The 23621-nt window shown below is 58.7% G+C and carries 25 protein-coding genes and 2 pseudogenes; 19 read left to right on the forward strand and 8 right to left on the reverse strand.

From position 1 onward, the window contains the following. Positions 1-231 precede the first annotated feature (231 nt). Positions 232-438 carry a hypothetical protein gene (locus AC4ANK_RS23695; RefSeq protein WP_002552179.1) on the forward strand — a complete coding sequence of 69 codons (207 nt, stop codon included), beginning with the start codon at positions 232-234 and terminating at the stop codon, positions 436-438. 89 nt (positions 439-527) lie between these two features. Here AC4ANK_RS23695 and AC4ANK_RS23700 read toward each other — a convergent pair whose 3' ends face one another. Next, positions 528-1109 carry a YajG family lipoprotein gene (locus AC4ANK_RS23700; protein ID WP_002552178.1) on the reverse strand — a complete coding sequence of 194 codons (582 nt, stop codon included), beginning with the start codon at positions 1107-1109 and terminating at the stop codon, positions 528-530. Positions 1110-1337: 228 nt separating this feature from the next. On the opposite strand from AC4ANK_RS23700, the gene AC4ANK_RS23705 reads away from it, so the two are divergent. Both AC4ANK_RS23705 and mqo read left to right on the forward strand, forming a co-directional pair. Continuing rightward, the gene (locus AC4ANK_RS23705; RefSeq protein ID WP_031597641.1) at positions 1338-1571 is read left to right on the forward strand and encodes a hypothetical protein; all 234 of its coding nucleotides are present in this window, start codon (positions 1338-1340) and stop codon (positions 1569-1571) included. Positions 1572-2291: 720 nt separating this feature from the next. Next, on the forward strand, positions 2292-3800 hold the full coding sequence (mqo, locus tag AC4ANK_RS23710; RefSeq protein ID WP_002552176.1) for a malate dehydrogenase (quinone): 1509 nt from the start codon (positions 2292-2294) through the stop codon (positions 3798-3800). A gap of 102 nt (positions 3801-3902) precedes the next feature. On the opposite strand, the gene AC4ANK_RS23715 is transcribed toward mqo, so the two are convergent. Continuing rightward, the gene (locus AC4ANK_RS23715; RefSeq protein ID WP_002552175.1) at positions 3903-4799 is read right to left on the reverse strand and encodes a homocysteine S-methyltransferase family protein; all 897 of its coding nucleotides are present in this window, start codon (positions 4797-4799) and stop codon (positions 3903-3905) included. Positions 4800-4910: 111 nt separating this feature from the next. On the opposite strand from AC4ANK_RS23715, the pseudogene AC4ANK_RS23720 reads away from it, so the two are divergent. Together AC4ANK_RS23720 and AC4ANK_RS23725 are read left to right on the forward strand one after the other, a co-directional pair. Further along, positions 4911-5722, forward strand: a pseudogene (locus tag AC4ANK_RS23720) (transporter substrate-binding domain-containing protein). After that, positions 5719-6552 (forward strand): amino acid ABC transporter permease, encoded by an 834-nt coding sequence (locus AC4ANK_RS23725; protein ID WP_005746208.1) that lies wholly within the window; start codon positions 5719-5721, stop codon positions 6550-6552. The pseudogene AC4ANK_RS23720 and the gene AC4ANK_RS23725 overlap by 4 nt, the downstream one beginning before the upstream one ends. Before the next feature lie 158 nt (positions 6553-6710). Here the strand turns inward: AC4ANK_RS23725 and AC4ANK_RS23730 are convergent, their stop codons facing one another. The 3 genes from AC4ANK_RS23730 to AC4ANK_RS23740 form a co-directional block, all read right to left on the reverse strand. Continuing rightward, on the reverse strand, positions 6711-6998 hold the full coding sequence (locus AC4ANK_RS23730) for a PA4642 family protein (RefSeq protein ID WP_002552173.1): 288 nt from the start codon (positions 6996-6998) through the stop codon (positions 6711-6713). A gap of 66 nt (positions 6999-7064) precedes the next feature. Further along, positions 7065-7568 (reverse strand): hypothetical protein, encoded by a 504-nt coding sequence (locus AC4ANK_RS23735; RefSeq protein WP_002552172.1) that lies wholly within the window; start codon positions 7566-7568, stop codon positions 7065-7067. 66 nt (positions 7569-7634) lie between these two features. After that, positions 7635-8192 carry a hypoxanthine-guanine phosphoribosyltransferase gene (locus AC4ANK_RS23740; protein WP_002552171.1) on the reverse strand — a complete coding sequence of 186 codons (558 nt, stop codon included), beginning with the start codon at positions 8190-8192 and terminating at the stop codon, positions 7635-7637. Between the two features lie 207 nt (positions 8193-8399). Between AC4ANK_RS23740 and upp the strand changes: the two genes are divergently transcribed. Both upp and AC4ANK_RS23750 read left to right on the forward strand, forming a co-directional pair. Next, complete coding sequence (gene upp / locus AC4ANK_RS23745; RefSeq protein ID WP_002552170.1) at positions 8400-9038, forward strand: uracil phosphoribosyltransferase; 639 nt, start codon at positions 8400-8402, stop codon at positions 9036-9038. 4 nt (positions 9039-9042) lie between these two features. Beyond that, positions 9043-10320: a uracil-xanthine permease family protein gene (locus AC4ANK_RS23750; RefSeq protein WP_002552169.1), complete on the forward strand. Its 1278-nt coding sequence runs from the start codon at positions 9043-9045 to the stop codon at positions 10318-10320. A gap of 188 nt (positions 10321-10508) precedes the next feature. Here AC4ANK_RS23750 and hemH read toward each other — a convergent pair whose 3' ends face one another. Further along, positions 10509-11531 carry a ferrochelatase gene (hemH, locus tag AC4ANK_RS23755; protein WP_002552167.1) on the reverse strand — a complete coding sequence of 341 codons (1023 nt, stop codon included), beginning with the start codon at positions 11529-11531 and terminating at the stop codon, positions 10509-10511. Positions 11532-11553: 22 nt separating this feature from the next. Beyond that, a complete protein-coding gene (locus AC4ANK_RS23760; RefSeq protein WP_002552166.1) occupies positions 11554-12456 on the reverse strand; it encodes a TIGR01777 family oxidoreductase in 903 nt (300 codons plus the stop codon). A 288-nt stretch (positions 12457-12744) separates the two neighbouring features. On the opposite strand from AC4ANK_RS23760, the gene AC4ANK_RS23765 reads away from it, so the two are divergent. The 12 genes and pseudogenes from AC4ANK_RS23765 to AC4ANK_RS23820 all read left to right on the forward strand — a co-directional run bounded on the left by AC4ANK_RS23765 (position 12745) and on the right by AC4ANK_RS23820 (position 22812). Continuing rightward, positions 12745-13731, forward strand: coding sequence for an NAD(P)/FAD-dependent oxidoreductase (locus AC4ANK_RS23765; protein ID WP_002552165.1), 987 nt, complete (start codon positions 12745-12747; stop codon positions 13729-13731). After that, positions 13728-13943 carry a TIGR02450 family Trp-rich protein gene (locus AC4ANK_RS23770; RefSeq protein ID WP_002552164.1) on the forward strand — a complete coding sequence of 72 codons (216 nt, stop codon included), beginning with the start codon at positions 13728-13730 and terminating at the stop codon, positions 13941-13943. The genes AC4ANK_RS23765 and AC4ANK_RS23770 overlap by 4 nt, the downstream gene beginning before the upstream one ends. Positions 13944-14176: 233 nt before the next feature. Continuing rightward, entirely contained in the window at positions 14177-15133 is a 957-nt protein-coding gene (locus AC4ANK_RS23775; RefSeq protein ID WP_002552163.1) for a YbgA family protein, read from the forward strand. 3 nt (positions 15134-15136) lie between these two features. After that, a complete protein-coding gene (locus tag AC4ANK_RS23780) occupies positions 15137-16039 on the forward strand; it encodes a MerR family transcriptional regulator (RefSeq protein ID WP_002552162.1) in 903 nt (300 codons plus the stop codon). Positions 16040-16048: 9 nt separating this feature from the next. Continuing rightward, the gene (phrB, locus tag AC4ANK_RS23785; protein ID WP_460384338.1) at positions 16049-17497 is read left to right on the forward strand and encodes a deoxyribodipyrimidine photo-lyase; all 1449 of its coding nucleotides are present in this window, start codon (positions 16049-16051) and stop codon (positions 17495-17497) included. Further along, a complete protein-coding gene (locus AC4ANK_RS23790; RefSeq protein ID WP_002552160.1) occupies positions 17490-17912 on the forward strand; it encodes a nuclear transport factor 2 family protein in 423 nt (140 codons plus the stop codon). The genes phrB and AC4ANK_RS23790 overlap by 8 nt, the downstream gene beginning before the upstream one ends. Then, positions 17909-18703, forward strand: a pseudogene (locus AC4ANK_RS23795) (SDR family NAD(P)-dependent oxidoreductase). Before AC4ANK_RS23790 ends, AC4ANK_RS23795 begins: the two are co-directional and overlap by 4 nt. Then, positions 18700-19947: an NAD(P)/FAD-dependent oxidoreductase gene (locus tag AC4ANK_RS23800; RefSeq protein ID WP_002552158.1), complete on the forward strand. Its 1248-nt coding sequence runs from the start codon at positions 18700-18702 to the stop codon at positions 19945-19947. The pseudogene AC4ANK_RS23795 and the gene AC4ANK_RS23800 overlap by 4 nt, the downstream one beginning before the upstream one ends. Then, positions 19944-20744: a DUF1365 domain-containing protein gene (locus tag AC4ANK_RS23805; protein ID WP_002552157.1), complete on the forward strand. Its 801-nt coding sequence runs from the start codon at positions 19944-19946 to the stop codon at positions 20742-20744. The genes AC4ANK_RS23800 and AC4ANK_RS23805 overlap by 4 nt, the downstream gene beginning before the upstream one ends. After that, the gene (locus tag AC4ANK_RS23810) at positions 20731-21999 is read left to right on the forward strand and encodes an SAM-dependent methyltransferase (RefSeq protein WP_002552156.1); all 1269 of its coding nucleotides are present in this window, start codon (positions 20731-20733) and stop codon (positions 21997-21999) included. The genes AC4ANK_RS23805 and AC4ANK_RS23810 overlap by 14 nt, the downstream gene beginning before the upstream one ends. Next, positions 21992-22501 carry a DUF2878 domain-containing protein gene (locus tag AC4ANK_RS23815; RefSeq protein WP_002552155.1) on the forward strand — a complete coding sequence of 170 codons (510 nt, stop codon included), beginning with the start codon at positions 21992-21994 and terminating at the stop codon, positions 22499-22501. Before AC4ANK_RS23810 ends, AC4ANK_RS23815 begins: the two co-directional genes overlap by 8 nt. Then, positions 22456-22812 (forward strand): YkgJ family cysteine cluster protein, encoded by a 357-nt coding sequence (locus AC4ANK_RS23820; protein WP_044294123.1) that lies wholly within the window; start codon positions 22456-22458, stop codon positions 22810-22812. The genes AC4ANK_RS23815 and AC4ANK_RS23820 overlap by 46 nt, the downstream gene beginning before the upstream one ends. A gap of 240 nt (positions 22813-23052) precedes the next feature. Here AC4ANK_RS23820 and AC4ANK_RS23825 read toward each other — a convergent pair whose 3' ends face one another. After that, complete coding sequence (locus tag AC4ANK_RS23825) at positions 23053-23571, reverse strand: acyloxyacyl hydrolase (protein WP_002552154.1); 519 nt, start codon at positions 23569-23571, stop codon at positions 23053-23055. Positions 23572-23621 lie beyond the last annotated feature (50 nt).

Below are 23621 nucleotides of genomic sequence, written 5' to 3' on the forward strand. Positions count from 1 at the left end.
GACGCTCGTCAGCGCGCCGTGACGCAGAGCGTCACCCAAGGCATTCCTACGCTGGAGCGTGAGGAACGATAGGTGTACGGGAGAGCACGTATCAGGTCCGTGCTCCGCATATTCATGCAGCCCCAGAAACATCCTGCATGACAATTCGCTGCTGCTGTCACCCAAGCGTAACGTGACACCCTCATTGTGTGGCTCCTCGAGAAACGGACTTCCCTCTTTTTGGAGCTTGTCATGCTGCACGCAAAAAATCAGGATCGCCTTTACCTCATCGCCCAGAGCGATGAACAGCAGGAGTTGATCGACGGTCTGGCCTTCAACGTTCAGGACCGCCACTGGCTGGTCTATTGTGCACTGGGCGGGCACGTTCATCATGACCTGCCGGATATGGATCAGAACACCGGTTTCAGTTTTCTGGATTTTTATCAGCAGGCAGCTTGAGCCTGACAACGGCCTCACGGCCTATACCGAATAAAGCAAAAAGCCCGGCCCCTTCAACAAGGGCCGGGCTTTTTGTCTAGCGCTGAAGCTTACTGCGCCAGGGTCGAACCGATGGTCGGGTCCTGGAAGACGCGGGTCAGTGCATCGCTCAACACGTCACTCACCAGCTTGGTGTTGGTTTCCTGATTCGGAGCCATGCCGAAACGCTGATCCAGCGATGCTGCGTAACGCCCACTGTAGCTGCGACCGTTATTGCGTACGTCAGCGCGGAATGTCGAGCTGATGGTGGCTTCAGTCACGTACAGACCTTCTTTGGGCGACTGGTACTTCAAGTCTGCCAGGGTCACGGTCAACTGCGGAGCGTTGCCACCCTGAGTCGGCGTAAAGCCCAACAGGCGTACTGCCGCCTCGGCCTGAGCCTGGAGCTTGGGAACGATATCCGCACCGTTGACGCTGATGGCGCTGGTTTCCGGGTACATGCCGCCACGCGTGCCCAGCGTCGGGCCAGGACGGCCGTCGACTACGCGCACCACTACAGGCTGACCACGTCCTACGGCCGCAAGCTGTGCGTTGAGCTTGGGAGTGGGGCTGAGTTGTTGCGGACTGTGGGCACAGCCCACCAGGGTCAAACTGCTTACAGCAAGCAAACCGAACAAAATGCGACGCAGCATGCTCATTTCTCCATGGGCCAGACACTGAATGTGCCGCAGTATAGCGGCCAGCAACAGCCGCTAACCAGAGGGCGCTGACCGTCAAGCCTCGGACATTCGGCACGTCTCGGGGTTCAGGCAGCAGCTCAGGCAATGATTCGTGCAGCGCAATGTAATCAGGGCGTCACATCCAGTCGGCAGACTCGCCCTCATCGCACAGACGCTCACCCACGTCACAGGAGCTGCGCCATGAATCTGTTCCGGTCTTTGTTCACCACACGCCACCAGCATCGCCATTACGCACGCATTGATCAGACGGGCATCTGCCGCGCATTCAAGCATTGTGCGCAACGACCGTCTGGCGTCGAATGGGTTGAAGTGAACGAGCAACGACTTGCCTGGCTGAACCAGCCACTGCCCGCCAGCGCCCGAGTGGCGCAGCGTAGCGCGCGTTCAACGCGCGGCAAGTTGCTCACCGCCTGACCCGACAGCGAATAAAAGTCATTTAAAGCGATCAATTCCTGCCATTTCATCGCTATAATCTCCCCCCGATTATAAGGACGTCTCCTGATCGGGCCTCGCAGCATTGCTAATCGCCGTATTAGCGCCTTCGTACTGCCCACAGAGAGCCGCCCACACAGGTCATGTGCGCACGAGTGTGCTCGAGAAAGGTGAAGAATGCTCGAATCGTATCGAACCTTTCTCGCCCGCCAGCGCCTCACTATTGGTGCCCCTGACCTGCCAGCGCTGTCATCGCAGCCATTTTGAGGTTTGGTTCACGTTCCCAAAAGGACGTGAAAAACGGGTTTCACTACTTCACAAGAGTGTGGCGAGCAAATGAATAGGTACGCGTTTGTAAATGCACCATCAGCCTCTGAACCGGCTCTCTTGAACAGGACTGACCGCGACTGCGCCTCCATGACCGGAGCCTGACGCCATCGACAGGAGCCCATCGGGCGATGGGCTCCCTGACGATGGTCGAATGGCCTTGCGGGCCTGGAAATGCGTTCATGAAACATTGATGAACCATGACCGGGCCTGACCGGGACCTGCGCTTTAGATGCGGAAAATTGCGAAGAATCGGTCAGGCGATCCTGGCCAGGAAAGCGAGGGCACCCTTTTGATCCAGACCCCGAACACCTGGCAACCAGCCTCAGGATCGTATGCCGTCAATTTGGTGCTGCAGATTTTGGAGACGCGTTAATGGCGCATAACGAAGCAGTCGACGTAGTACTGGTCGGAGCGGGCATCATGAGTGCCACTCTGGCGGTATTGCTCAAGGAGCTCGACCCCGGCCTCAAGCTGGAAGTCGTTGAGCTGATGGACTCCGGTGCTGCGGAGAGTTCCAACCCGTGGAACAACGCCGGTACCGGCCACGCTGGTCTTTGCGAGCTGAACTACACGCCGCCTGCGGCTGATGGCTCCATCGACATCAAGAAAGCGGTGCACATCAACACCCAGTTCGAAGTCTCGAAACAGTTCTGGGCTTACCTGGCGCGCAAAGGCACCTTCGGTTCAGCCCGTTCCTTCATCAATCCGGTCCCGCACCTGAGCTTTGTGCAAGGCGAAAACGGCATCTCGTTCCTCAAGACCCGTTTTGAAGCCATGAGCAAGCATCACGCCTTCTCGTCGATGGAATACACCGAAGACAAGGCAAAGCTGGCCGAGTGGATGCCGCTGATGATGCCTGGGCGGCCTGCTGATGAAAGAATTGCCGCAACACGCATGATGAACGGCACCGACGTCAATTTTGGCGCACTGACCAATCAACTGCTCAGCCATCTGTCCAGCGCTCCGGGCACGCAGATCAAGTACCGCAGCCGGGTCACCAACCTGACCCGCAATGGCGCAGGCTGGACCGTGAGCGTCAAGGACGTGAATGGTGGCGGCACACGTGAGATAGATGCCAAATTCGTATTCCTCGGTGCAGGTGGCGCAGCATTGCCGCTGCTGCAACTGTCGGGCATCGAAGAGAGCAAGGGTTTTGGTGGCTTCCCGGTGAGCGGCCAGTGGCTGCGTTGCGACAACCCGGAAGTGGTCAAACACCATCAGGCCAAGGTCTATAGCCAGGCAGCCGTGGGTTCGCCGCCCATGTCGGTGCCGCACCTGGACACCCGCGTAGTCGACGGTAAGAAGTCCCTGCTGTTCGGACCGTATGCCGGCTTCACCACCAAGTTCCTCAAGCACGGTTCGTTTCTCGACCTGCCGTTATCGGTACGCGTCGCCAACATCAAACCGATGCTGGCAGTGGCCCGTGACAACATGGACCTGACCAAGTACCTGGTCAGCGAAGTGATGCAATCGATGGAGCAACGCCTGGAATCGCTGCGCCGCTTCTATCCGGAAGCGAAAGCCGAAGACTGGCGTCTCGAAATTGCCGGCCAGCGGGTGCAGATCATCAAGAAAGATGCAAAAAAAGGCGGCGTGCTGCAATTCGGTACCGAGCTGGTGTCCGCAAAGGACGGCTCACTGGCCGCCCTGCTGGGTGCTTCGCCGGGGGCTTCTGTCACCGTGTCGATCATGCTGGAACTGCTGGAACGCTGCTTCCCGGAGAAAACCCGCACCGAGTGGGCTGCCAAACTCGACGAGATTTTCCCGGCTCGGGAAAAGATCCTCGAAACCGACGCGCAGTTGTATAACCGCGTCAGCGCCCAGAATGACGAGGCGCTGGAACTGGTCGAGAAAAGCAGTCAGGAACAGAGTTTCGCCTGAGCTGATTGCGGTGTCATGAAAGCCCTGCGCATCTGACACGCTGTATAAACAAAAAGCCCCGTGGCTCTGCCGAGTCACGGGGCTTTTTGTTGCGAATGTCAGTCAGAGGCTTTTGGACAATACGGCGATGTGCTCCGGACCAATTCCGCAGCAGCCGCCGATGTGCGTGGCACCGCGCGTTACCCAGTCTGCCGCCCACTGTTGATAACCCTGCGGGTCAAGGTCTTCGCGCAGCTCATCCAGACCGTCGTTGGCCTTGGCGTCCTTGGGTTGCGGCGGGAAAGCGTTGGCGTAGGCACCAATGGCAATGTCGACGTTCAGGGCTTTGAACACCTCACGCGCCGCATCGATTGCACCGCCGATCACCTCTGGCTGGCTGCAGTTGAACAGCAGCGTCGCCACGCCCATCCCGGCTGCAGCCTTTGCCGCGTCGGCAACGGACTCGCCTGAACGCAACCGCGGCACCTCATCGGTGTCTTCATCCTGAAGGGTAAACGACAACCAGAACGGTTTGCCGTCATTGAGCAGCCCGGCGCGGATGGTTTGCGCTTCAAGAATGCAGCTTTGCGTCTCGGCCAGCCACAGATCGACATACGGCGACAAGCCGGCCACCAGCGGCCTCAGGACATCGGCGGCCAGCTCCGGCTTGTACAGGTCAGGGCGATAGGAGCCGAACAATGGCGGAATGGAACCTGCCACCTGTGCACGCCCGCCGGAAGCGTCGGCCGTTTCACGCGCCAGTCGCCCGGCCAGCGCTGCCAGTGCCTGACCTTCACGGGCAAAGCGCTCTTCACCAATATGGAAAGGCACGACGGCATAGCTGTTACTGGTGATGACCTGAGCACCACTTTCGATGTAAGCGGCGTGTACCGCACTGACGGCCTCAGGTGCCTCGCTCAATGCCAGAGCCGACCATTCAGGCTGGCGAAACGGGGCACCGCGGCGCTGCAGTTCACGGCCCATGCCGCCATCAAGAATTACAGTTGTGCCTTGCGTCATATGTGATCTGCTTATATGTATATGAAAAAAACTCATTATGAGTCAGTCTTGTATAACGTATTTAATACGGCCCTTTAATCAAACTACAAAAACTTTTTTCAGGGGATATCTGTGAATTATCGCGCTCTGCTGGGCATTGGCCTGGTCACTCTGGCTGCCTCCACTCAAGCCCTGGCCGGTGCCACGCTGGATCGCGTGCAGAAAAACAAAGAGCTGGTCAACGTCCTCATGGAAAGTTACCCGCCCTTTTCTTTCCTGAATGACAAGAACGAACTGGACGGTTTCGACGTGGATGTCGCCAAGGCTGTGGCGCAGAAACTGGGCGTCAAGTTGCGCCTCGAAACACCCTCTTGGGATGTTATCGCAGCAGGTCACTGGAGTGGCCGTTACGACATCTGCGTCTGCTCGATGACCCCGAGCAAGGCACGCGCTGAAGTCTTCAACTTCCCGGTCGAGTATTACGCATCGCCTGCGGTGATTGTGGTCAATGCCTCGGATGATCGCATTCATTCGGCCAAGGCAAGAAAGTCGGCCTGACCAGCGCCTCGAGCTACGAAAGCTACCTGAACAAGAATCTGGTCATTGATGGCGCGGAAGACAAGCCATTGCAGTACCCGTTCGACGACGTGCAGATTGCCCCGTACGACAACGACAATGTGGCGTTTCAAGACCTGGGGCTGGGCGCTGGCAAGCGGCTGGACGCCATACTGACCAATCTGGTGACGGCAAAACCGCGTCTGGACCAGGACAAGCGCTTCAAGCTGGCGGGCGAAACGCTGTACGAAGAACCCAACTCCGTGGCCATCGAAAAGGACGACCCGGAATGGGACGCCAAGGTTCGCGAAGTGTTCGCCGAACTCAAGAAAGACGGCACGCTGAGCAAGCTGTCGCAAAAGTGGATCGGTGCTGATATCAGCAAATGACTTCTTTCCAGCCCCAGCGCCCACCCGAGCAGGCTGATCAAGGCCTGCTCAAGCGAGTTTTCGGTTTCCGTACGCGGCTGTACCTGACCTGGCTGGTCATGTTTGTGCTGTTCGCCGGCTTCTTTCTGAGTTTCGACCTGAAGCTTGCGATCATCCTCGACAAACTGCCCAACCTGATCGGCCTGCACCTGGCTCCCAACGGTTTCCTGCAAGGCGCTGCGCTGACGCTTTTTGTGTCGCTGTGTTCGATTGTGGTTTCAGTGCTGCTGGGTTTTGTCACCGCGTTGGCGAGGCTGTCCAGTAGTGCCGTGGCGTTCGGCATCGCCAGCTTTTATGCGTCGTTCTTTCGCGGCACGCCGCTGCTGATCCAGATTCTGCTGATCTATCTCGGCTTGCCGCAACTGGGCATCGTGCCCGGCGCCATCACGGCGGGCGTCATCGCGTTGTCGCTCAACTACGGGGCTTACCTGAGCGAGATTTTTCGCGCTGGAATCATCGGCGTCGCAGCCGGACAGCGAGAAGCCGCACTGGCCCTGGCATTGCGCCCGGCGCAGATATTCTGGCGCGTCACCCTGCCCCAGGCCATGCGCACGATCATTCCGCCGACCACCAACCAGTTCATCTCCATGCTCAAGGATTCGTCACTGATTTCAGTGATGGGCGTCTGGGAGGTGATGTTTCTGGCCCAGTCGTATGGCCGCTCCAGCTATCGATACATCGAAATGCTGACCACCGCAGCGGTGCTGTACTGGATCATGTCGATCGGCCTGGAGCTGTTGCAGTCCAGGCTGGAGCGGCACTACGGCAAGGCGTATCAGGCGCGCAAATAGGGCTGAAACGTTGGTTGATTAACTGATAATACATATTACTGTGGGAGCGAGCTTGCTCGCGAAGAGGCGCGTCATTCACAAAGGATTTATTGTCCGAAATAAAGCCTTCGCGAACAAGTTCGCTCCCACCTGAAAAGCGTTTCAGCCAAATTCAGGTTTCAACTACGGGCTTTTTCGATCAGTTCGATGTATTCATCGGCATTACGCTGATCCTTGATCAGGGCAATGAAGTCGTTGCCGTGCTCGTCCTTGCCATCGAAGTCGTGGCCCGCTTCCCTGAAAAAAACCAGAAAGCGCTCAAAATCGTTGATGCGCAGCCCACGGTAGGCCTTGATCAGTTTGTGCAGCGACGGCGAGGTAGCATCATATGGCTCGAAGTCGAGGAACAGTTTGATCTGCTCATCGCCGATCTCATCGCCAATCAGCTGCTTCTTATCTTTACGCATTACAGGCTCCAGCAGGTCGCAGACACTTTCACGGGCGGGCAGTTTACCCCTCGGCAAGCACAGCGCTCAACGCGCACGTGCAGAGGTGGTATGCAAATCGGCCCAGATATGCCCGTTGGCGTAACTGAGGAACTGGCAATAAACCTTCTCGTTGCGAAGCAAGTCGACCAGCACGCGGTACTGGGCCAGTGGGTAATAAAGCGTCAGGGTGCTGGTTGGCTCGTCGTAGGTCGGTTTTTTCAGGCTTTTGCTGTCGCCGCCATCAAAGTGCACAAGCACCTGTGAAATGGACGCGCCCTTGTTCAGCGACTTGCCCTTGAGGCGCAACGACAGAGGGGAAGTAACCGGAATCGGCTGCTGGCTGGATTGCCGCTGGTTACCGGCAACGATGGTGTACTCGGTGACACGCATCAACTGTTGCTGCTCGGGCACACCTTCGCGCAGGCTCAGGTCGTCAGGCGGCAGGTATTGATCGTGCATGGGGCTGGCCGAAACCGGCGCAGCAGGTGCGGCAACTGCCAGACCAGACAACAGCACCAACGCCACGGCGCCGGGAATCAGTAGCTTCATTGAGGGTTTCCAGATAATTGCGAATCGACGACCGCCCCTGTTCGCAGAAGCGGTCGTCAGAATGCCTTACATCCCTTTGACGGCATAGATGCCGGCAGCATTACGCCAGTAGCCTTTGTAGTCCATACCGAAACCGAAGATGTAACGGTCGATGCATGGCAGGCCTACGTAGTCGGCCTTCAGGTCCGGGCGGGCCTTGCGGTCGTGGTCTTTATCGATCAGCACGGCAGTGTGCACAGCACGGGCACCGGCGTGTTTGCAGAAGTCGATGATGGCGCCCAGGGTGTGGCCTTCATCGAGGATGTCGTCGATGATCAGCACGTCACGGTCGATGAACGAGACTTCGGGTTTGGCTTTCCAGAACAGATCGCCGCCAGTGGTTTCGTTGCGATAGCGTGTTGCGTGCAGGTAGGACGCTTCCAGCGGGAAATTCAGATGAGTCAGCAGCTTGCCAGAGAAAATCAGGCCGCCATTCATCACGCAGAACACAACCGGGTTGCGTTCGGCCAGTTCGGCATTGATCTGCGCGCCGACGCGGGCAATGGCAGCATCCACTTCGGCCTCGGTGTACAGGCAGTCGGCTTCGCGCATGATTTGACGGATATGCTCGAGATCAGCGGACATGACGCTCTCCAGGTAAGGCAGTTTGAGAAAAGCGGGCAAAGGTACGCATCCGTTCAAGCCAGAGCAAGTGATTCTGGACTAACGTTGCGAGTGTCTTGCAAAAGCCGCGAACGTCGAAGCTCCGTAACGATACTGCACGTGCTTTAAGACAGTAACAGCTGAATAGATTAACCTAGACCGATTTTTGCCCCGCTGGAGCCTTTCCCCATGCCTATTCGTGAGATCCGTCACCCACTGATCCGCCACAAACTCGGCCTTATGCGCCGTGCCGACATCAGCACCAAGAATTTTCGTGAGCTGGCTCAGGAAGTCGGCGCACTGCTGACCTACGAAGCCACCGCCGACCTGACCCTGGAAAACTACGACATTCAGGGCTGGGCCGGTACGGTTTCAGTCGAGAAAATCGCGGGCAAGAAAATCACTGTCGTGCCGATCCTGCGCGCCGGTATCGGCATGCTCGACGGCGTCCTCAGCCTGATTCCGGGTGCCAAGGTCAGCGCGGTCGGCGTGGCCCGCAACGAAGAAACCCTGCAGGCGCATACCTATCTGGAAAAGCTGGTGCCGGAAATCGACGAGCGCCTGGCAATGATCATCGACCCGATGCTGGCCACCGGCAGCTCGATGGTCGCCACCATTGACCTGCTGAAGAAGGCTGGCTGCAAGGAAATCCGCGCGATGGTTCTGGTCGCGGCACCTGAAGGCATCGCGGCCGTAGAGAAGGCACACCCGGATGTAATGATCTACACCGCCTCCATCGACGAGCGTTTGAACGAACACGGTTACATCATTCCGGGCTTGGGCGATGCCGGTGACAAGATTTTCGGCACCAAACAGAAGGACGCGTAACCCGATGACGCAGCAGGAGTTCAACGATCCACTGTGGCGCACGATTCTTTCCGGCGCGCAAATGCTGTTCGTGGCCTTTGGCGCACTGGTATTGATGCCGCTGATCACCGGGCTCGATCCAAACGTGGCGCTGTTCACGGCAGGTCTTGGCACATTGTTGTTCCAGATTGTCACCGGGCGTCAGGTACCAGTGTTTCTGGCCTCGAGCTTTGCGTTCATCACCCCGATCATCCTCGCCAAGGGCCAGTTCGGTCTGGCCGCGACCATGGGTGGCGTGATGGCGGCAGGCTTCGTCTATACCTTTCTCGGTCTGGCGGTGAAGATCAAGGGCACCGGTTTCATCGACCGGCTGCTGCCTCCGGTAGTAATCGGGCCGGTGATTATTTCCATCGGTCTGGCCATGGCCCCGATTGCAGCCAACATGGCGATGGGCAAGACCGGCGACGGCGTAGTGCTGATTCCTTATCAGACCGCCATGCTGATTTCGATGCCAGCGTTGCTGACCACATTGATCGTGGCGGTGTTCGGCAAAGGGATTTTCCGTCTGGTGCCAATTATCTCAGGTGTGCTGGTGGGCTTTGCGCTGTCGTTCTACTTTGGCGTGGTCGACACGAAAAAGATTGCTGACGCGGCCTGGCTGGCACTGCCGCACTTCACCGCACCGGAATTCAACTGGCAGGCGATTCTGTTCATCGTCCCGGTTGCTCTGGCCCCGGCCATCGAGCACATCGGCGGCGTGATCGCAGTCGGCAGTGTGACCGGGCGCGATTACCTGAAAAAGCCGGGCCTGCATCGCACGCTGTTCGGTGATGGCATCGCCACGACGGCCGCAGGCCTGTTTGGCGGTCCGCCCAACACCACTTACGCAGAAGTGACCGGCGCAGTGATGCTGACCAAGAACTACAACCCGCAGATCATGATCTGGGCGTCGTTCTTCGCCATAACACTGGCATTCATCGGCAAGTTCGGTGCGTTGCTGCAGAGTATTCCGGTGCCGGTAATGGGCGGGATTCTGTGCCTGCTGTTCGGTTCGATTGCAGCGGTGGGGATGAACACGCTGATCCGCCACAAGATCGACCTAGCCGAAGCCCGCAACCTGGTCATCGTCTCGGTGACGCTGGTATTCGGAATCGGCGGCGTACTGATCGGCACCGGCAACGGCCCGAACGACTTTGGCCTGAAGGGCATCGCCCTGTGCGCCATCACCGCGATCATCCTCAACCTGGTCCTGCCGGGGCATGACAGCTGGAAGCGCAACAAGCCGGATGATCAGTTGCTGTAATGGCTGGAGCGTGAGGCACGATAGTTTGACTATCGTGCGACGCTCCGCGTCGGCATGCCGTTCTGGACGCTTCGCGTCCGATTTTGAAGCTGTGGCGCTGCACAGATCTGTGACGCAGAGCGTCACCCAAGGCATTCCCACGCTGGAGCGTGAAGAACGATAGTTCTGCGACTATTGCGTGCGGCGCATCACAGCATCAACGGCGCTCGCTCGCAAAGCCTGTTCAGCTCTTTCGCCCAGTTGGGGTCGTCGTTCAGGCACGGCACCAGCACCAGCTCCTCTCCCCCCGCTTCCTTGAACTGCTCGGCACCACGGTCGCCGATCTCTTCCAGGGTCTCGATGCAGTCAGCCACAAATGCCGGGCACATGACCAGCAGCCTTTTCACGCCCTGCGCAGCCAGTTCGTCGAGACGCGCCTCGGTGTAGGGTTCGATCCACTTGGCACGCCCCAGACGTGACTGAAACGACACAGACCATTTGCCGTCAGGAATGCCCATGCGCTTGGCGAACGCCGCCGCCGATTGTATGCACTGGGCGCGGTAGCAGGTGGCAAGCACTTCGGCCGGCGCGGTCATGCAGCAATCTTCCTTGAGGCAGTGCTTGCCGGTCGGGTCGAGCTTGTGCAGATGCCGCTCGGGCAAACCATGGAAACTCAACAACAAGTGGTCGTAAGGTTGTTCCAGATGCGGCCTCACGCTCTCCACCAGCGCACTCAGGTATTCAGGCTGATCGTAGAACGGCTGCAAAACCGAGAACTGCATCTTCAACGATTTGGCGCGCACCACGCGCTTGGCCTCTTCGATCACAGTGGTCACTGTGCTGTCGGCAAACTGTGGATAGAGCGGCGCCAGAGTGACTTTCTTGAAGCCCTGCTCTGACAGGCGCGTCAGCACCGTTTCGATAGACGGCTCGCCATAGCGCATCGCCAGCTCGACCGGCCCGTGCGACCACTCTTTTTTCATCGCCTGCTGCAGGCGCTTGCTCAGCACCACCAGCGGCGAACCTTCATCCCACCAGATGGACGCATAGGCATGCGCGGACTGCTCTGGTCGTTTGATCAGAATCAGCGAGACCAACAGCCTGCGAACGGGCCACGGCAGGTCGATCACATAAGGATCCATCAGGAACTGGTTCAGGTAGCTGCGCACATCTGCCACTTGAGTAGAAGCAGGCGAACCCAGATTGACCAGCAACAAAGCGTGATCGGTCATGCAACATCCTATTTCAAAGCGTTCAGTGGCGACCCAGCAAATCCTGCAGGGCAGTGTCGAGTTCGGTGTACTTGAATGTGAAACCGGCTTTCTGCAAACGCTCTGGCCGGGCACGCTGACCACCGAGCAGCAGCACCGAAAGTTCGCCCAGCAATACTTTCAGGGCCAGCGCAGGCATAGGCATGAATGCCGGTCTATGCAGAATACCTGCCAGTGCCTTGGCAAACTGACGATTGCGCACCGGTGATGGCGCACAAACATTATAAGGACCCTTTGCTTCATTCAGATTCAACAGAAAATCAATCGCCGCAATTTGATCGTCAATATGAACCCAGGGCATCCACTGCCTGCCATTGCCAATAGGTCCGCCCATGCCGAATTTGAAGGGCGGTAACAGGCGTTGCAGGAAGCCGGCGCGGTCCGACAGCACCAGCCCGGTACGGATCAGCACCACGCGCACACCCAGCGACTCGGCACGTTGCGCGGTTTCCTCCCAGGCGTTGCACAGCTGACTGGCAAAATCTTCTTTGGCAGGCAGTGAAGTTTCATCGATTTCACGCTCGCCGCTGTCGCCGTACCAGCCGACCGCAGAACCGGAAATCATCAGCGCAGGTTTTTGCGAGCGGGTGCCCAGCCAGGTCAGCAGTTGTTCGGTCAGCCCGATGCGGCTGTCCCACAGCAGCAGGCGACGCTTGCGGGTCCAGGGGCGATCCGCAATAGGCGCGCCCGCCAGATTGACGATTGCATCCACCGGCTGCGCACCCAGCTCATCAAGGCTGGCAATGCCACGCACCGAGGCGCCGCATAGCTCGGCGACATCGGCGGGTTTTCGGCTCCATACCGTCAGTTCATGGCCCTGAGCAGACCAGAAACGGCAGAGCGCTCGTCCTATCAAACCAGTACCACCGGTCAGCAATATGTGCATGGCAGATAACCTCGCGTGGCGTACGTGACAATTGAGTAGTCTTATTTTTACCAGTGACGATCTCCGTGACGCTTGTCCGGAAAACGAAACTGTCAGTTGAACCATAGGCCACAGCTTAATGGAGCGCAGCCATGAGGCCCTTGCCTTTATGGCTGCCCCGTTCGACCCTCAAAGCAGCAATGTGACTCAACAGGCAAATTCCAAAACCACTGCAAGTTATACCAAAGAAGAAGATTGTACAGGTTTTAACTACGGCGTAGTCTGTACAGACAAGGTAACGAGGCCCCTATGACTGTCCCTATCGCAATCATCGGTACCGGTATCGCCGGACTCTCAGCAGCCCAGGCGCTTACATCAGCCGGGCATCAGGTGCACCTTTTCGACAAAAGCCGCGGCAGCGGCGGTCGAATGTCCAGCAAGCGCAGCGACGCAGGTTCGCTGGACATGGGTGCACAATATTTCACCGCTCGTGACCGGCGTTTCGCCACCGCCGTGAAGCAATGGCAGGCTCAAGGGCACGTCGCCGAGTGGACGCCCTTGCTCTACAACTTTCACGGCGGCAGGCTCAGCCCATCGCCGGATGAGCAGGTGCGCTGGGTGGGCGAGCCAGGCATGAGCGCCATCACCCGGGCCATGCGCGGCGACTTGCCAGTGTCATTTTCGTGCCGCATCACCGATGTGTTTCGCGGGGAGCAGCACTGGAACCTGCTGGATGCCGAAGGCGAAAACCACGGCCCTTTCAGCCATGTGATCATCGCCACCCCGGCCCCGCAGGCCACTGCTCTGCTGGCTGCCGCACCGAAGCTGGCAAGTGTGGTGGCAGGCGTCAAGATGGACCCGACCTGGGCAGTGGCCCTGGCCTTCGAAACACCCTTGCAAACGCCCATGCAGGGTTGCTTCGTGCAGGACAGCACGCTTGACTGGCTGGCCCGCAACCGCAGCAAACCGGGGCGCGACGATACGCTCGATAGCTGGGTCCTGCACGCCACCAGCCAATGGAGCCGGCAGAACCTCGACGCCTCCAGAGAACAGGTTATCGAACACTTGCACGGCGCATTTGCGGAATTGATCGATTGCGCCATGCCCGCGCCGGTATTCAGCCTGGCGCACCGCTGGCTGTATGCACGACCTGCCGGCTCTCATGAATGGGGCGCGCTGTCGGATGCCGACCTGGGCATTTATGTCTGTGGCGACTGGTGCCTCTCGGGTCGCGTCGAAGGCGCCTGGCTGAGTGGTCAGGAAGCGGCACGCCGACTGCTGGAACACCTGCAATGAATCAGATCAACCCTCGAAAACTGCTGCTGTCGAAATGGACCGCAGCCACCCCGCTCAACCGGGAGAAACATTTTCTGGTGACTGAGCTGTTCAAGGATGAAGAAGGCACTGTGCTGGAAATCGAACTGCAGGCCGTGCTGACCCAGCGCAGCGAACGACTGCCGTGGCAGGTGCTGCAGCAGGCGGATACATGGCGGATGGGCTGGAAGTAGCGGGTTTGCCCGGATTCAGATGATTATCGTGCCGATGCTCCGCGTCGGCATGCAGTTCGTGACGCTCTGCATCACAGGATGCGTGCGAACGCAGCTTTGGCACTGGCCAGTTCAGAGCAGTCTTCAAAACCCTCTACAAAGAATTTGACTTGTACACCTATCCCCCTATGATGAAGACAAGTTGTACAGCGCTAAATATCTGTACAAGTCTTCTGTAGAGGTGACCGATGCCAATGTCCGCAATCGAAAAACCCAAGCTCGGCATCAGTGCCTGCCTGATGGGTGCCGAGGTTCGTTTCAATGGCGGCCACAAGGAGTCCCATCTGTGCACGCGGGCACTGAGCAAGTATTTTGATTTCGTCCAGGCGTGCCCCGAGGTCGCTATAGGCATGGGCATCCCGCGCGAGCCGATCAGGCTGGTGGGCGACGCGGAAAACCCCAAGGCACTGGGCACCGTCAATCGTGAGCTGGACATTACCGAGGCGCTCGCCAATTACGGCATACAGATGGCCGAGGAGCTGGGTGATATCTGTGGTTACATTTTCATGCAGAAATCCCCGTCCTGCGGCCTGGAGCGAGTCAAGGTCTACCGCGAAAACGGCGCCCCGGTAGACGGTGGCGGTCGTGGTATCTACGCACAGGCCTTTTGCGAGCGCCACCCCAACCTTCCGGTCGAGGAAGACGGGCGTCTGAATGACGCTGTGCTGCGGGAAAATTTCGTGACCCGCGTGTTTGCCTATGCCGCCTGGCAGCAATTGTTGAAAGACGGCGTCACCCGGCGTGCACTGACCGAATTTCACTCGCGCTACAAATACCAGCTGATGGCCAATGACCCGGTGCAATACAAGGCACTGGGCAAAATGCTTGGCAGCATGGGCCGCACCGACCCGAACGAAATCGCACCGCTGTATTTCAGCGAGCTGATGGCGGCGCTGAAGAAGTGCGCAACGCGTCGCACTCATACCAACGTCCTGCAACACCTGTGCGGCTACTTGAAACAAACCATCAGTGCCGAGGACAAGCAGGAAATTCAGGAAGTGATCAGCCAGTATCACCAGGGCATCGTCCCCCTGATCGTACCGCTGACCCTGCTCAAGCATCACTTTCGCCAACATCCGGATCCGTATGTAGCGCTGCAGGTGTACATGCAGCCCCATCCGGAAAACCTCAGCCTGCGTAATGCGATTTGACTCATGAATGAAACAGACACAGAGGTGCCGGGCGACTGGCTGCCTATCCGCGAGGTCGCACGGCAGACAGGCGTCAACGCCGTTACCTTGCGTGCCTGGGAACGCCGTTACGGACTGATCGTTCCGCACCGCACCGCCAAAGGCCATCGGCTGTATTCGGACGAGCATGTGCAGCGCGTCATGAAGATTCTGACCTGGCTCAACCGTGGCGTCTCCGTGAGCCAGGTCAAAGGCCTGATCGATGACAACCGTCAGGACGCCCTGCCGCCGACCAACGACTGGGACGCCTTGCGTCAGACCCTGCTGGTGGCGATCGGCGAACTGGCTGAACGCCGGGTCGATGACGTGTTCAATCAGGCGATGTCGCTGTACCCGCCGCGCACATTGTGCGAACAGCTGCTGTTGCCGCTGCTGGCCGAACTGGAGCAGCGCTGGCAAGGCAAGTTCGGCGCACAACTGGAGCGCACATTTTTCTACTCCTGGCTACGCAGCAAGTTTGGCGCGCGGATCTATCACAACAATCGCCAGCTCAATGGCAGCCCGTTGCTGCTGGTCAATCAGTCCGATCTGCCGCTGGAACCACACCTGTGGCTCGCGGCCTGGCTGGTGAGCAGTGCCGACTGCCCGGTCGAGGTGTTCGACTGGCCATTGCCGGTCGGTGAGCTGGCGCTGGCCGCGGAATACCTTAAGCCACGTGGCATATTGCTGTATTCCAGCAAAGCCCTGAATGTGGCCCAACTGCCCCGTTTACTGGCCAATATCACCTGCCCTGTGGTGCTTAGCGGACCAACGGTGCAGATCCATAACGCCGAGCTGCTCGTACAGGCTAGCGAGATAGCTGGACTGACCCTTGCCCACGACGCACTCAGCGCGCAGATCGAGCTGGGCAAGCTCGGACTTATCTAAGGACTTCTCATGCAACTGATCTGGCTGCGTAGCGACCTGCGCGTTCACGATAATACAGCCCTGACCGCTGCCATGGAGCGCGGTCCGACGCTGGCGGTTTACCTGCTCAGCCCGGCACAGTGGCGCAGCCACGACGACGCTGACTGCAAGGTGGATTTCTGGCTGCGTAATCTGGTCGAGCTGGAAAAGGCACTGGGCGCGCTGAACGTACCGCTGTTGATTCGCGAGGCCGATACTTGGGATCAGGCACCTGAAGTGCTGTCGACACTGTGCACGCAGTTCAAGGTCGAAGGCCTGCACCTCAATCAGGAATACGGCATCAACGAAACACGCCGTGATCAGGCGGTGCAAAAGGCGCTGGAAAAAGCCGGTGTGCAGGTCACCAGTTACCTTGATCAGCTGTTGTTCAAGCCGGGCAGCATACTGACCAAGACCGGCAATTATTTCCAGGTGTTCACTCAGTTCAAGAAAGTCTGCTACAACCGGATGCACCAGGCCATGCCGCAGCCGGTGCGCACACCCAAAGCGCAGCAATCACTGTCGATCAAGAGCGACTCGATCCCTGATCAGGTCGAGGGCTTTGCCACGCCCTCGAAAGCATTACGTGACCTGTGGCCAGCAGGCGAGGCCGAAGCCAGGCGGCGCGTGGCGACCTTCGCCGACGCGCAAATCAGTTACTACAAGACCGAACGCGACTTTCCCGCCAAACCCGGCACCAGTCAGCTGTCAGCGTATCTGGCGGCAGGGGTGATTTCGCCGCGCCAGTGCCTGCATGCGGCGCTGGGCAGCAACCAGGGGGAATTCGAGACCGGCGACGTTGGCACTGTGACCTGGATCAACGAGCTATTATGGCGAGAGTTTTATAAACACACGCTGGTCGGCTACCCTCGTGTATCACGGCATCGTGCCTTCCGCCCGGAAACCGAGGCGTTGAAGTGGCGCGATGCCCCCGAAGAACTGCTGGCGTGGCAAGAGGCGCGTACAGGTCTGCCGATTATTGACGCAGCGATGCGCCAGTTGCTGGAAACCGGATGGATGCACAATCGGCTAAGGATGGTCGTTGCGATGTTCCTCACCAAAAACCTGTTGATCGACTGGCGCGAGGGCGAGCGGTTTTTCATGCGCCACCTGATCGACGGCGACCTGGCGTCGAACAATGGTGGCTGGCAGTGGAGCTCGTCCACCGGCACCGACTCGGCGCCCTACTTCCGTATTTTCAATCCGTTGTCGCAGTCGGAACGCTTCGACCCAGAAGGCCTGTTCATCAAACGCTGGCTGCCGGAACTGGCGGATCTGAATAGAAAGCAGATTCATAACCCCGCGTCCATCGGCGGCCTGTTTGATGCTGCCGACTACCCGAAACCTATCGTCGATCTGAGCAAAAGCCGCGCCCGCGCCCTGGCAGCGTTCAAAGCGCTTCCGGCCCGCCAACCCGCTGCGGGAATCGAACATGACTGATTTCCTGCATCGCTTCGCCGAAGGTTTTGCCGCGCTGAACAAGGACAACCTTGATCAGATCGCCGAGCTGTACAGCGACGACGTGTCGTTCAGCGACCCGATGCATGACATCCACGGCCTCGCCGCCATGCGACGTTATTTCGACGAGCTGTATGCCAACGTTCAGGATCTGCACTTCGACTTTCATGCCTTCGATGAAGTGCGCCCCGGCGAGGGCTATCTGGTCTGGACCATGAGCTATTCGCACCCGCGTCTGGCTGGGGGCCGGACGATTCGTGTCGAAGGCTGTTCGCACCTGAAGTGGCACGACAAGGTTTATCGACACCGGGATTACTTCGATGCCGGTGCATTGCTCTACGAACATCTGCCCGTCATGGGTCGAGTCATCCATTGGCTGAAGAAGAGGTTGGGATGAGCACTCCTGTTGCACGACGCATCTGGTTGACCGGAGCTAGCAGCGGCATTGGTCTGGCGCTGGCCAAAGAACTGCTCAACGCCGGACATCGGCTGGCGTTGACCGCCCGTACGCTTGAACCGCTGCAGAACCTGGCGACTGTTTACCCGACCCAGGTGCTGCTGGTGACAGGCGACATCACCGAGCCTGCGCAGGTCAAGGCCATGGCCGACCTGATCGCGCAGCAATGGGGCGCGCTGGACACCGCCATCTTCAACGCGGGTACCTGTGAATACATCGACGTGCGGCAGTTCGAAGCGGCAATGGTCGAGCGCGTGGTGCGCACCAACCTGCTGGCCAGCAGTTATTGCATCGAGCAAGCACTGCCGCTGCTACGCAAGGGGCATCAGCCGCATCTGGTCGGCGTGGCCAGTGCGGTGACCTAGACCTACCTGGCGCTACCTCGCGCAGAAGCCTATGGCGCCTCGAAAGCCGGCCTGCGTTATCTGTTCGAAGCGCTGCGTCTGGACCTGGCCAGCGAGAACATCGACGTGACCGTGGTCAGCCCAGGATTCGTCGACACGCCCCTGACGCAGAAAAATGATTTCCCCATGCCGATGCGCTGGCCTGTCGAGAAGGCCGCCAAACATATCGCCAGCAAACTGGGGCGCAACAAACGCCCACTGGATATCGCGTTCCCGGCGCTGTTCATTTTCAGCATGCGCGCGCTGGCAATGCTCCCGGCACGCGCCAGACTGGCCCTCGGCAAACGTATGGCGCGGACCGGGTCGTCGAATAAGGATGCGCAATGAAAATCGCCGTCATTGGTAGCGGGATCGCTGGCCTGACCAGTGCCTACCTGCTCAACCGTGCGCATGAGGTGACAGTGTTTGAGTCCTCCGACTGGGTCGGCGGGCACACCCATACGGTGGACGTGCAGGTCGAAGGCCGGGCTTACGCCATTGACACCGGTTTCATTGTCTTCAACGACTGGACCTACCCCAATTTCATTCGCCTGCTGAGTCAGCTGGGTGTTGGCTTCAAGCCCGCCGAAATGAGCTTTTCGGTGCATGATCCGCGCACTGGCGTGGAATATAACGGCAACAACCTTAACAGTCTGTTCGCCCAACGCAGCAACCTGCTGTCGCCCAGGTTCTGGGGCATGCTGCGCGATATCCTGCGTTTCAATCGTCAATCGGTCGACGACCTGGAAAACCAGCGTATCGCGGCCGACACCTCGTTGGGCGAGTACCTGAAGAGCGGCGGCTACGGGCAGCGCTTCATCGATCATTACATCGTGCCCATGGGCGCGGCCATCTGGTCGATGTCGCTGGCCGACATGCTCGGCTTTCCCCTGCAGTTCTTCGTGCGCTTTTTCAAGAATCACGGTCTGCTCTCGGTCACCCATCGGCCGCAATGGTGCGTGATCGAAGGTGGCTCCAGAAGTTATGTCGAACCGTTGACAGCCTCGTTCCGCGAGCGGATTCGTCTGTCATGCCCGGTTACACGGGTCGAGCGCGACAGCGAAGGTGTGACGCTGCACAGCGCCATGGGCATCGAACGCTTCGACAAGGTGGTGTTTGCCTGCCACAGCGATCAGGCACTGGCCCTGCTGGCGCAGCCATCGAGTGCCGAGCAGTCGATTCTCGGCGCGCTGCGCTATGCCGAAAACGACGTGGTGCTGCACACCGACACGCGACTGCTGCCCAAGCGCAAACTGGCCTGGGCCAGCTGGAACTACCGGCTGGGCGGCAGTGAACAGCAATCGGCAGCCGTCACTTATGACATGAACATCCTGCAAGGGATCGACAGCGACACAACCTTCTGCGTCAGCCTCAACCAGACCGCAGCCATCGACCCGGCCAAAATCCTCGGCCGCTACCGTTACGCGCACCCGCAATACAGCCTTGGTGCAATCGCTGCGCAGGCGCGCTGGGAAGAAATCAATGGCGTCGACCACACCTGGTACTGCGGCGCGTACTGGGCCAACGGTTTTCACGAAGACGGCGTGGTCAGCGGCTTGCGTGTCGCTCAGGCGTTTGGTGAAACGCTTTGAATAGTGCGCTCTACAGTGGCTGGATCAGCCACCGGCGGTTTGCGCCGCGTGCCCATGAGTTCACCTATCGGATAGGCCTGCTTTATCTGGATCTGGATGAGCAGGACAGCGTGCTGGGGCTTTCGCCGCTGGCTGGCAGAAAGCGTTTCGCGCCCTTCTCGTTCCGCGAACGTGACTACCTGCCAGCGCTGACCGGGCAAGGCATGAGCCTCATAGAGGCGGTCCGCGAGCAGGTTGGCAAAGCGCTGGGCCGCGTACCATCAGGTCGTGTCTGCCTGCTGACCCAGGCACGCAGCTGGGGCTTGTCGTTCAATCCGGTAAGCTTTTTCTACTGCCATGAGGCAGACGGCACACTGGCAGGCATTCTCTGTGAAGTCACCAACACACCATGGGGCGAACGCTACAGCTATGTGCTGCCCGCGACAGGTGAAGGACATCAGTATTTCGCGGTGGCCAAGGCCTTTCACGTTTCACCGTTTTTGCCGCGCGACCTTGAATACCGTATGAGCTTCAGCCAGCCCGCCGAGCGGATTGGTGTGCACATGGCTGACTGGCAAGGCGAGCTGAAAATGTTCGACGCCACGCTCAACCTGACCCGCCAGAACCTCAGCCGCCAGACGCTGCATCGTTACCTGATCGCTTACCCGTGGATGACCGCCAAAACCTGTCTGGCGATTTACTGGCAGGCGATGCGTCTGCTGGTCAAGCGCATACCCATTTTTTCTCATCAGGCCGCCGACGGCGAGTACCGTGCTGCCGCCGCGCAAACCAAGGACTCACGCCATGAAAAGCAGTAGCAGTAGTTTTTCTGCCAATCTGGGCACCAATGGTCTGACGGCCAATATCCTGCGCCGAGGTGTGTTACGGCAATTAGCAGGACTGCGCAACGGCCAGTTGGTGGTTATCGAACGGGGTGAGCGCCATGTGTTCGGCAAGAACAACGCGCTGATTCAGGCTGAAATCCACATTCTTGATTCGGCAGCATGGGGCATGGTTGCCAGCAACGGCTCCATCGGCGCTGGCGAGGCGTTTATTCACGGCTACTGGACTACCCCGGACCTGACGGCAGTGGTGCGGGTGTTTGTCAGCAATCTGGACGTGCTGGATGCAATGGAAGGCGGCGTGGCTCGCCTGACCCGTCCGTTCATTCATGCCCTGCACTGGCTAAATCGCAATACACGCGAAGGCTCGCAGAAAAACATCGCTGCCCATTACGACCTGGGCAACACGCTGTTCGAGCAATTTCTCGACCCGACGATGATGTATTCGGCCGCGCAGTTCCTCAGCGAAGACGACACGCTGGAACAGGCGCAGTTGAACAAGCTTGAGCGTATCTGCCAGAAACTTGCCTTGAAACCCACCGATCACCTGCTGGAAATCGGCACCGGCTGGGGCAGCATGGCTATTTATGCTGCGCAGCATTACGGCTGCCGGGTGACCACCACGACCCTGTCCAGAGAACAGTTCGCCTACACCGAGCAGCGCCTGATCGAACTGGGCCTGCAGGAACGCGTCACGCTGCTGCTGACCGACTACCGGGACCTGACCGGTGAATATGACAAGCTGGTGTCCATCGAGATGATCGAAGCGGTCGGCCATCGTTTTCTGCCGACGTACTTCAAGCAATGCGCGAACCTGCTCAAAAGCAACGGCATGATGCTGCTGCAGGCGATCACCATCCGCGAGCAGCGTTATGCTCAGGCCAAACGCAATGTGGACTTCATCCAGCGCTACATCTTCCCCGGTGGTGCTCTGCCCTCGGTGGCGAAGATGCTGGACATTGTCGGCAGCGATACCGACATGAACCTGCTGCACATGGAAGATTTCGGCCTGCACTACGCGCGCACGCTGCGCCTGTGGCACGACAACTTCAAACACGCCCACGGCAAACTGGCAGAACTGGGGTACGACGAACACTTTCTGCGTCTGTGGGAGTTCTATCTGTGCTACTGCGAAGGCGGCTTTCTGGAGCGGACCATCGGTACGGCGCAGTTGCTCCTGGCCAAACCCGATGCCCTGCGAGAACCCTTGCTTGGGCGCTTCAATGCTTAAATCAATCGCCAACGCGCTGCTCTTTCAGATCGGCTGGTTCGCCTGCGTATTGGGCGGTAACAGTTACTGGCTGCTGATTGCAGTCGGCGTGCTGGCGGTGCATTTTCTGTGGACCAGCTCATGGGCAGCGGAAGGCCGGCTGATCCTGACGGTTACGTTAATCGGTATCGTGCTCGACAGTGCCTTGATGACACTCGGTGTTTTCGACTTTGGCAGCGGCGGCTACCTGCTGCCGTTGTGGCTGGCGGTTTTGTGGGCGGTGCTGGGCACGACGCTCAATCATTGCCTGGCGTGGACCGCAAAGCCGCTATGGCGCGCCGCCGTGCTGGGCGCTATTGGCGGCCCGATGTCGTACTATGCCGGCTCACAACTGGCTCAGGTCCACCTTCCCCTCGGAGTGTGGCCTGGCATGCTGGTGCTGGGGCTGGTCTGGGCGGGGCTGTTTCCCTTGCTGCAATGGCTGGCAGCACGCGCAGCCAGACAATCGGGAGAAACGCTCTGAACGCTACGCTCATTCCGCTCGCAGACATTCACAGCGAAACGGAAGTCACCTGCTCGACCTGCGCAGCTTGCTGTTGCCAACTGGAAGTGATGCTCATCACCGACACGGGCGTGCCTGAGCGCTACATTGATACCGACGAGTGGGGTGGCGAGGTCATGCTGCGTCTGGACGACGGCTGGTGTGCAGCACTGGATCGCAACACCATGATGTGCACGATCTACGAGAAACGCCCGCTGATCTGCCGTGAGTTCGAAGCCGGAGCAGAAGACTGCCTGAACGAACGCAAAGGGATTGCGACGGCTTATCTGTAATAAATACTGCTGACTTGACGTTCATTATCGTTCCCACGCTCCGCGTGGTAATGCAGTTCGTGACGCTCCGCGTCACACTCCGAAGCCTGGACGCCGACTTCAAGCTGTACGAGATACAAGCATCGTTCAGGCCTTGACCTCATTACACTTGCCGCCAGCGCCCGACTGGAGACCTGTGACGCAGAGCGTCACGAACGGCGTGCCAACGCGGAGCATTGGCACGATAGTCAACTTGATGTATCAGAACGGCATCTTGTAGTGCAGTGCGTAGCTTTCTATACCGTCGTTCGGCTCTTTGATGCCGGCGTTGGAATAGTGAGTCGCGCGGATGCCGACTTCATGCCCGCCCGCGAAGCGCAGACCGAAACCAATGCGGTCTTCGAAGTTGAAGGCAGAACCGAACTTGCGATCTTCAACCTGGGTGTTGGAGAACACCGAGACGCCGATACCGGCTTCTACATAAGGCTTGACGTTGCCGTTGCCGAACTCGTAGACCAGAACCGGGGAGAACGACAGGCTGTGGTTATCCTTGTAGTCCTTGCCATCCCAATAGGTGTAAGCGCCATCCCAGTAGCCGGTCAAACGGCCGATGTCGCTTTGCAGCCAGGTTTTATCCCAATCGAACTGCACGCCCAGACGATAAGTCATGGTCGACTCGCCGGTCTGACCGACCGAAAACTCAACACCATCAGCCTGCGCGATTGAAGCTTGCCCTGCCAAAGCGGCCGCAATCACGGCCAGGCAAAAGAGTCTCTTCATGAGAAACGTCCTAAATATATTAAATTGTACGAAAAGTGTTGGAATTCATC

It is taken from the genome of Pseudomonas sp. Pmew2 (genome assembly GCF_058129885.1).

Coding starts and splice junctions, on each gene's coding strand:
- AC4ANK_RS23810 (WP_002552156.1), top strand. CDS start 20,731: ATGAAAAGCAGTAGCAGTAGTTTTTCTGCCAATCTGGGCACCAATGGT.
- AC4ANK_RS23730 (WP_002552173.1), bottom strand. CDS start 6,998: ATGCGTAAAGATAAGAAGCAGCTGATTGGCGATGAGATCGGCGATGAG.
- AC4ANK_RS23790 (WP_002552160.1), top strand. CDS start 17,490: ATGACTGATTTCCTGCATCGCTTCGCCGAAGGTTTTGCCGCGCTGAAC.
- AC4ANK_RS23820 (WP_044294123.1), top strand. CDS start 22,456: ATGGCTGGCAGCACGCGCAGCCAGACAATCGGGAGAAACGCTCTGAAC.
- AC4ANK_RS23800 (WP_002552158.1), top strand. CDS start 18,700: ATGAAAATCGCCGTCATTGGTAGCGGGATCGCTGGCCTGACCAGTGCC.
- AC4ANK_RS23715 (WP_002552175.1), bottom strand. CDS start 4,799: ATGACGCAAGGCACAACTGTAATTCTTGATGGCGGCATGGGCCGTGAA.
- AC4ANK_RS23825 (WP_002552154.1), bottom strand. CDS start 23,571: ATGAAGAGACTCTTTTGCCTGGCCGTGATTGCGGCCGCTTTGGCAGGG.
- AC4ANK_RS23815 (WP_002552155.1), top strand. CDS start 21,992: ATGCTTAAATCAATCGCCAACGCGCTGCTCTTTCAGATCGGCTGGTTC.
- AC4ANK_RS23725 (WP_005746208.1), top strand. CDS start 5,719: ATGACTTCTTTCCAGCCCCAGCGCCCACCCGAGCAGGCTGATCAAGGC.
- mqo (WP_002552176.1), top strand. CDS start 2,292: ATGGCGCATAACGAAGCAGTCGACGTAGTACTGGTCGGAGCGGGCATC.
- AC4ANK_RS23775 (WP_002552163.1), top strand. CDS start 14,177: ATGTCCGCAATCGAAAAACCCAAGCTCGGCATCAGTGCCTGCCTGATG.
- AC4ANK_RS23750 (WP_002552169.1), top strand. CDS start 9,043: ATGACGCAGCAGGAGTTCAACGATCCACTGTGGCGCACGATTCTTTCC.
- AC4ANK_RS23705 (WP_031597641.1), top strand. CDS start 1,338: ATGAATCTGTTCCGGTCTTTGTTCACCACACGCCACCAGCATCGCCAT.
- AC4ANK_RS23770 (WP_002552164.1), top strand. CDS start 13,728: ATGAATCAGATCAACCCTCGAAAACTGCTGCTGTCGAAATGGACCGCA.
- phrB (WP_460384338.1), top strand. CDS start 16,049: ATGCAACTGATCTGGCTGCGTAGCGACCTGCGCGTTCACGATAATACA.
- hemH (WP_002552167.1), bottom strand. CDS start 11,531: ATGACCGATCACGCTTTGTTGCTGGTCAATCTGGGTTCGCCTGCTTCT.
- AC4ANK_RS23765 (WP_002552165.1), top strand. CDS start 12,745: ATGACTGTCCCTATCGCAATCATCGGTACCGGTATCGCCGGACTCTCA.
- AC4ANK_RS23760 (WP_002552166.1), bottom strand. CDS start 12,456: ATGCACATATTGCTGACCGGTGGTACTGGTTTGATAGGACGAGCGCTC.
- AC4ANK_RS23700 (WP_002552178.1), bottom strand. CDS start 1,109: ATGCTGCGTCGCATTTTGTTCGGTTTGCTTGCTGTAAGCAGTTTGACC.
- upp (WP_002552170.1), top strand. CDS start 8,400: ATGCCTATTCGTGAGATCCGTCACCCACTGATCCGCCACAAACTCGGC.
- AC4ANK_RS23740 (WP_002552171.1), bottom strand. CDS start 8,192: ATGTCCGCTGATCTCGAGCATATCCGTCAAATCATGCGCGAAGCCGAC.
- AC4ANK_RS23780 (WP_002552162.1), top strand. CDS start 15,137: ATGAATGAAACAGACACAGAGGTGCCGGGCGACTGGCTGCCTATCCGC.
- AC4ANK_RS23695 (WP_002552179.1), top strand. CDS start 232: ATGCTGCACGCAAAAAATCAGGATCGCCTTTACCTCATCGCCCAGAGC.
- AC4ANK_RS23735 (WP_002552172.1), bottom strand. CDS start 7,568: ATGAAGCTACTGATTCCCGGCGCCGTGGCGTTGGTGCTGTTGTCTGGT.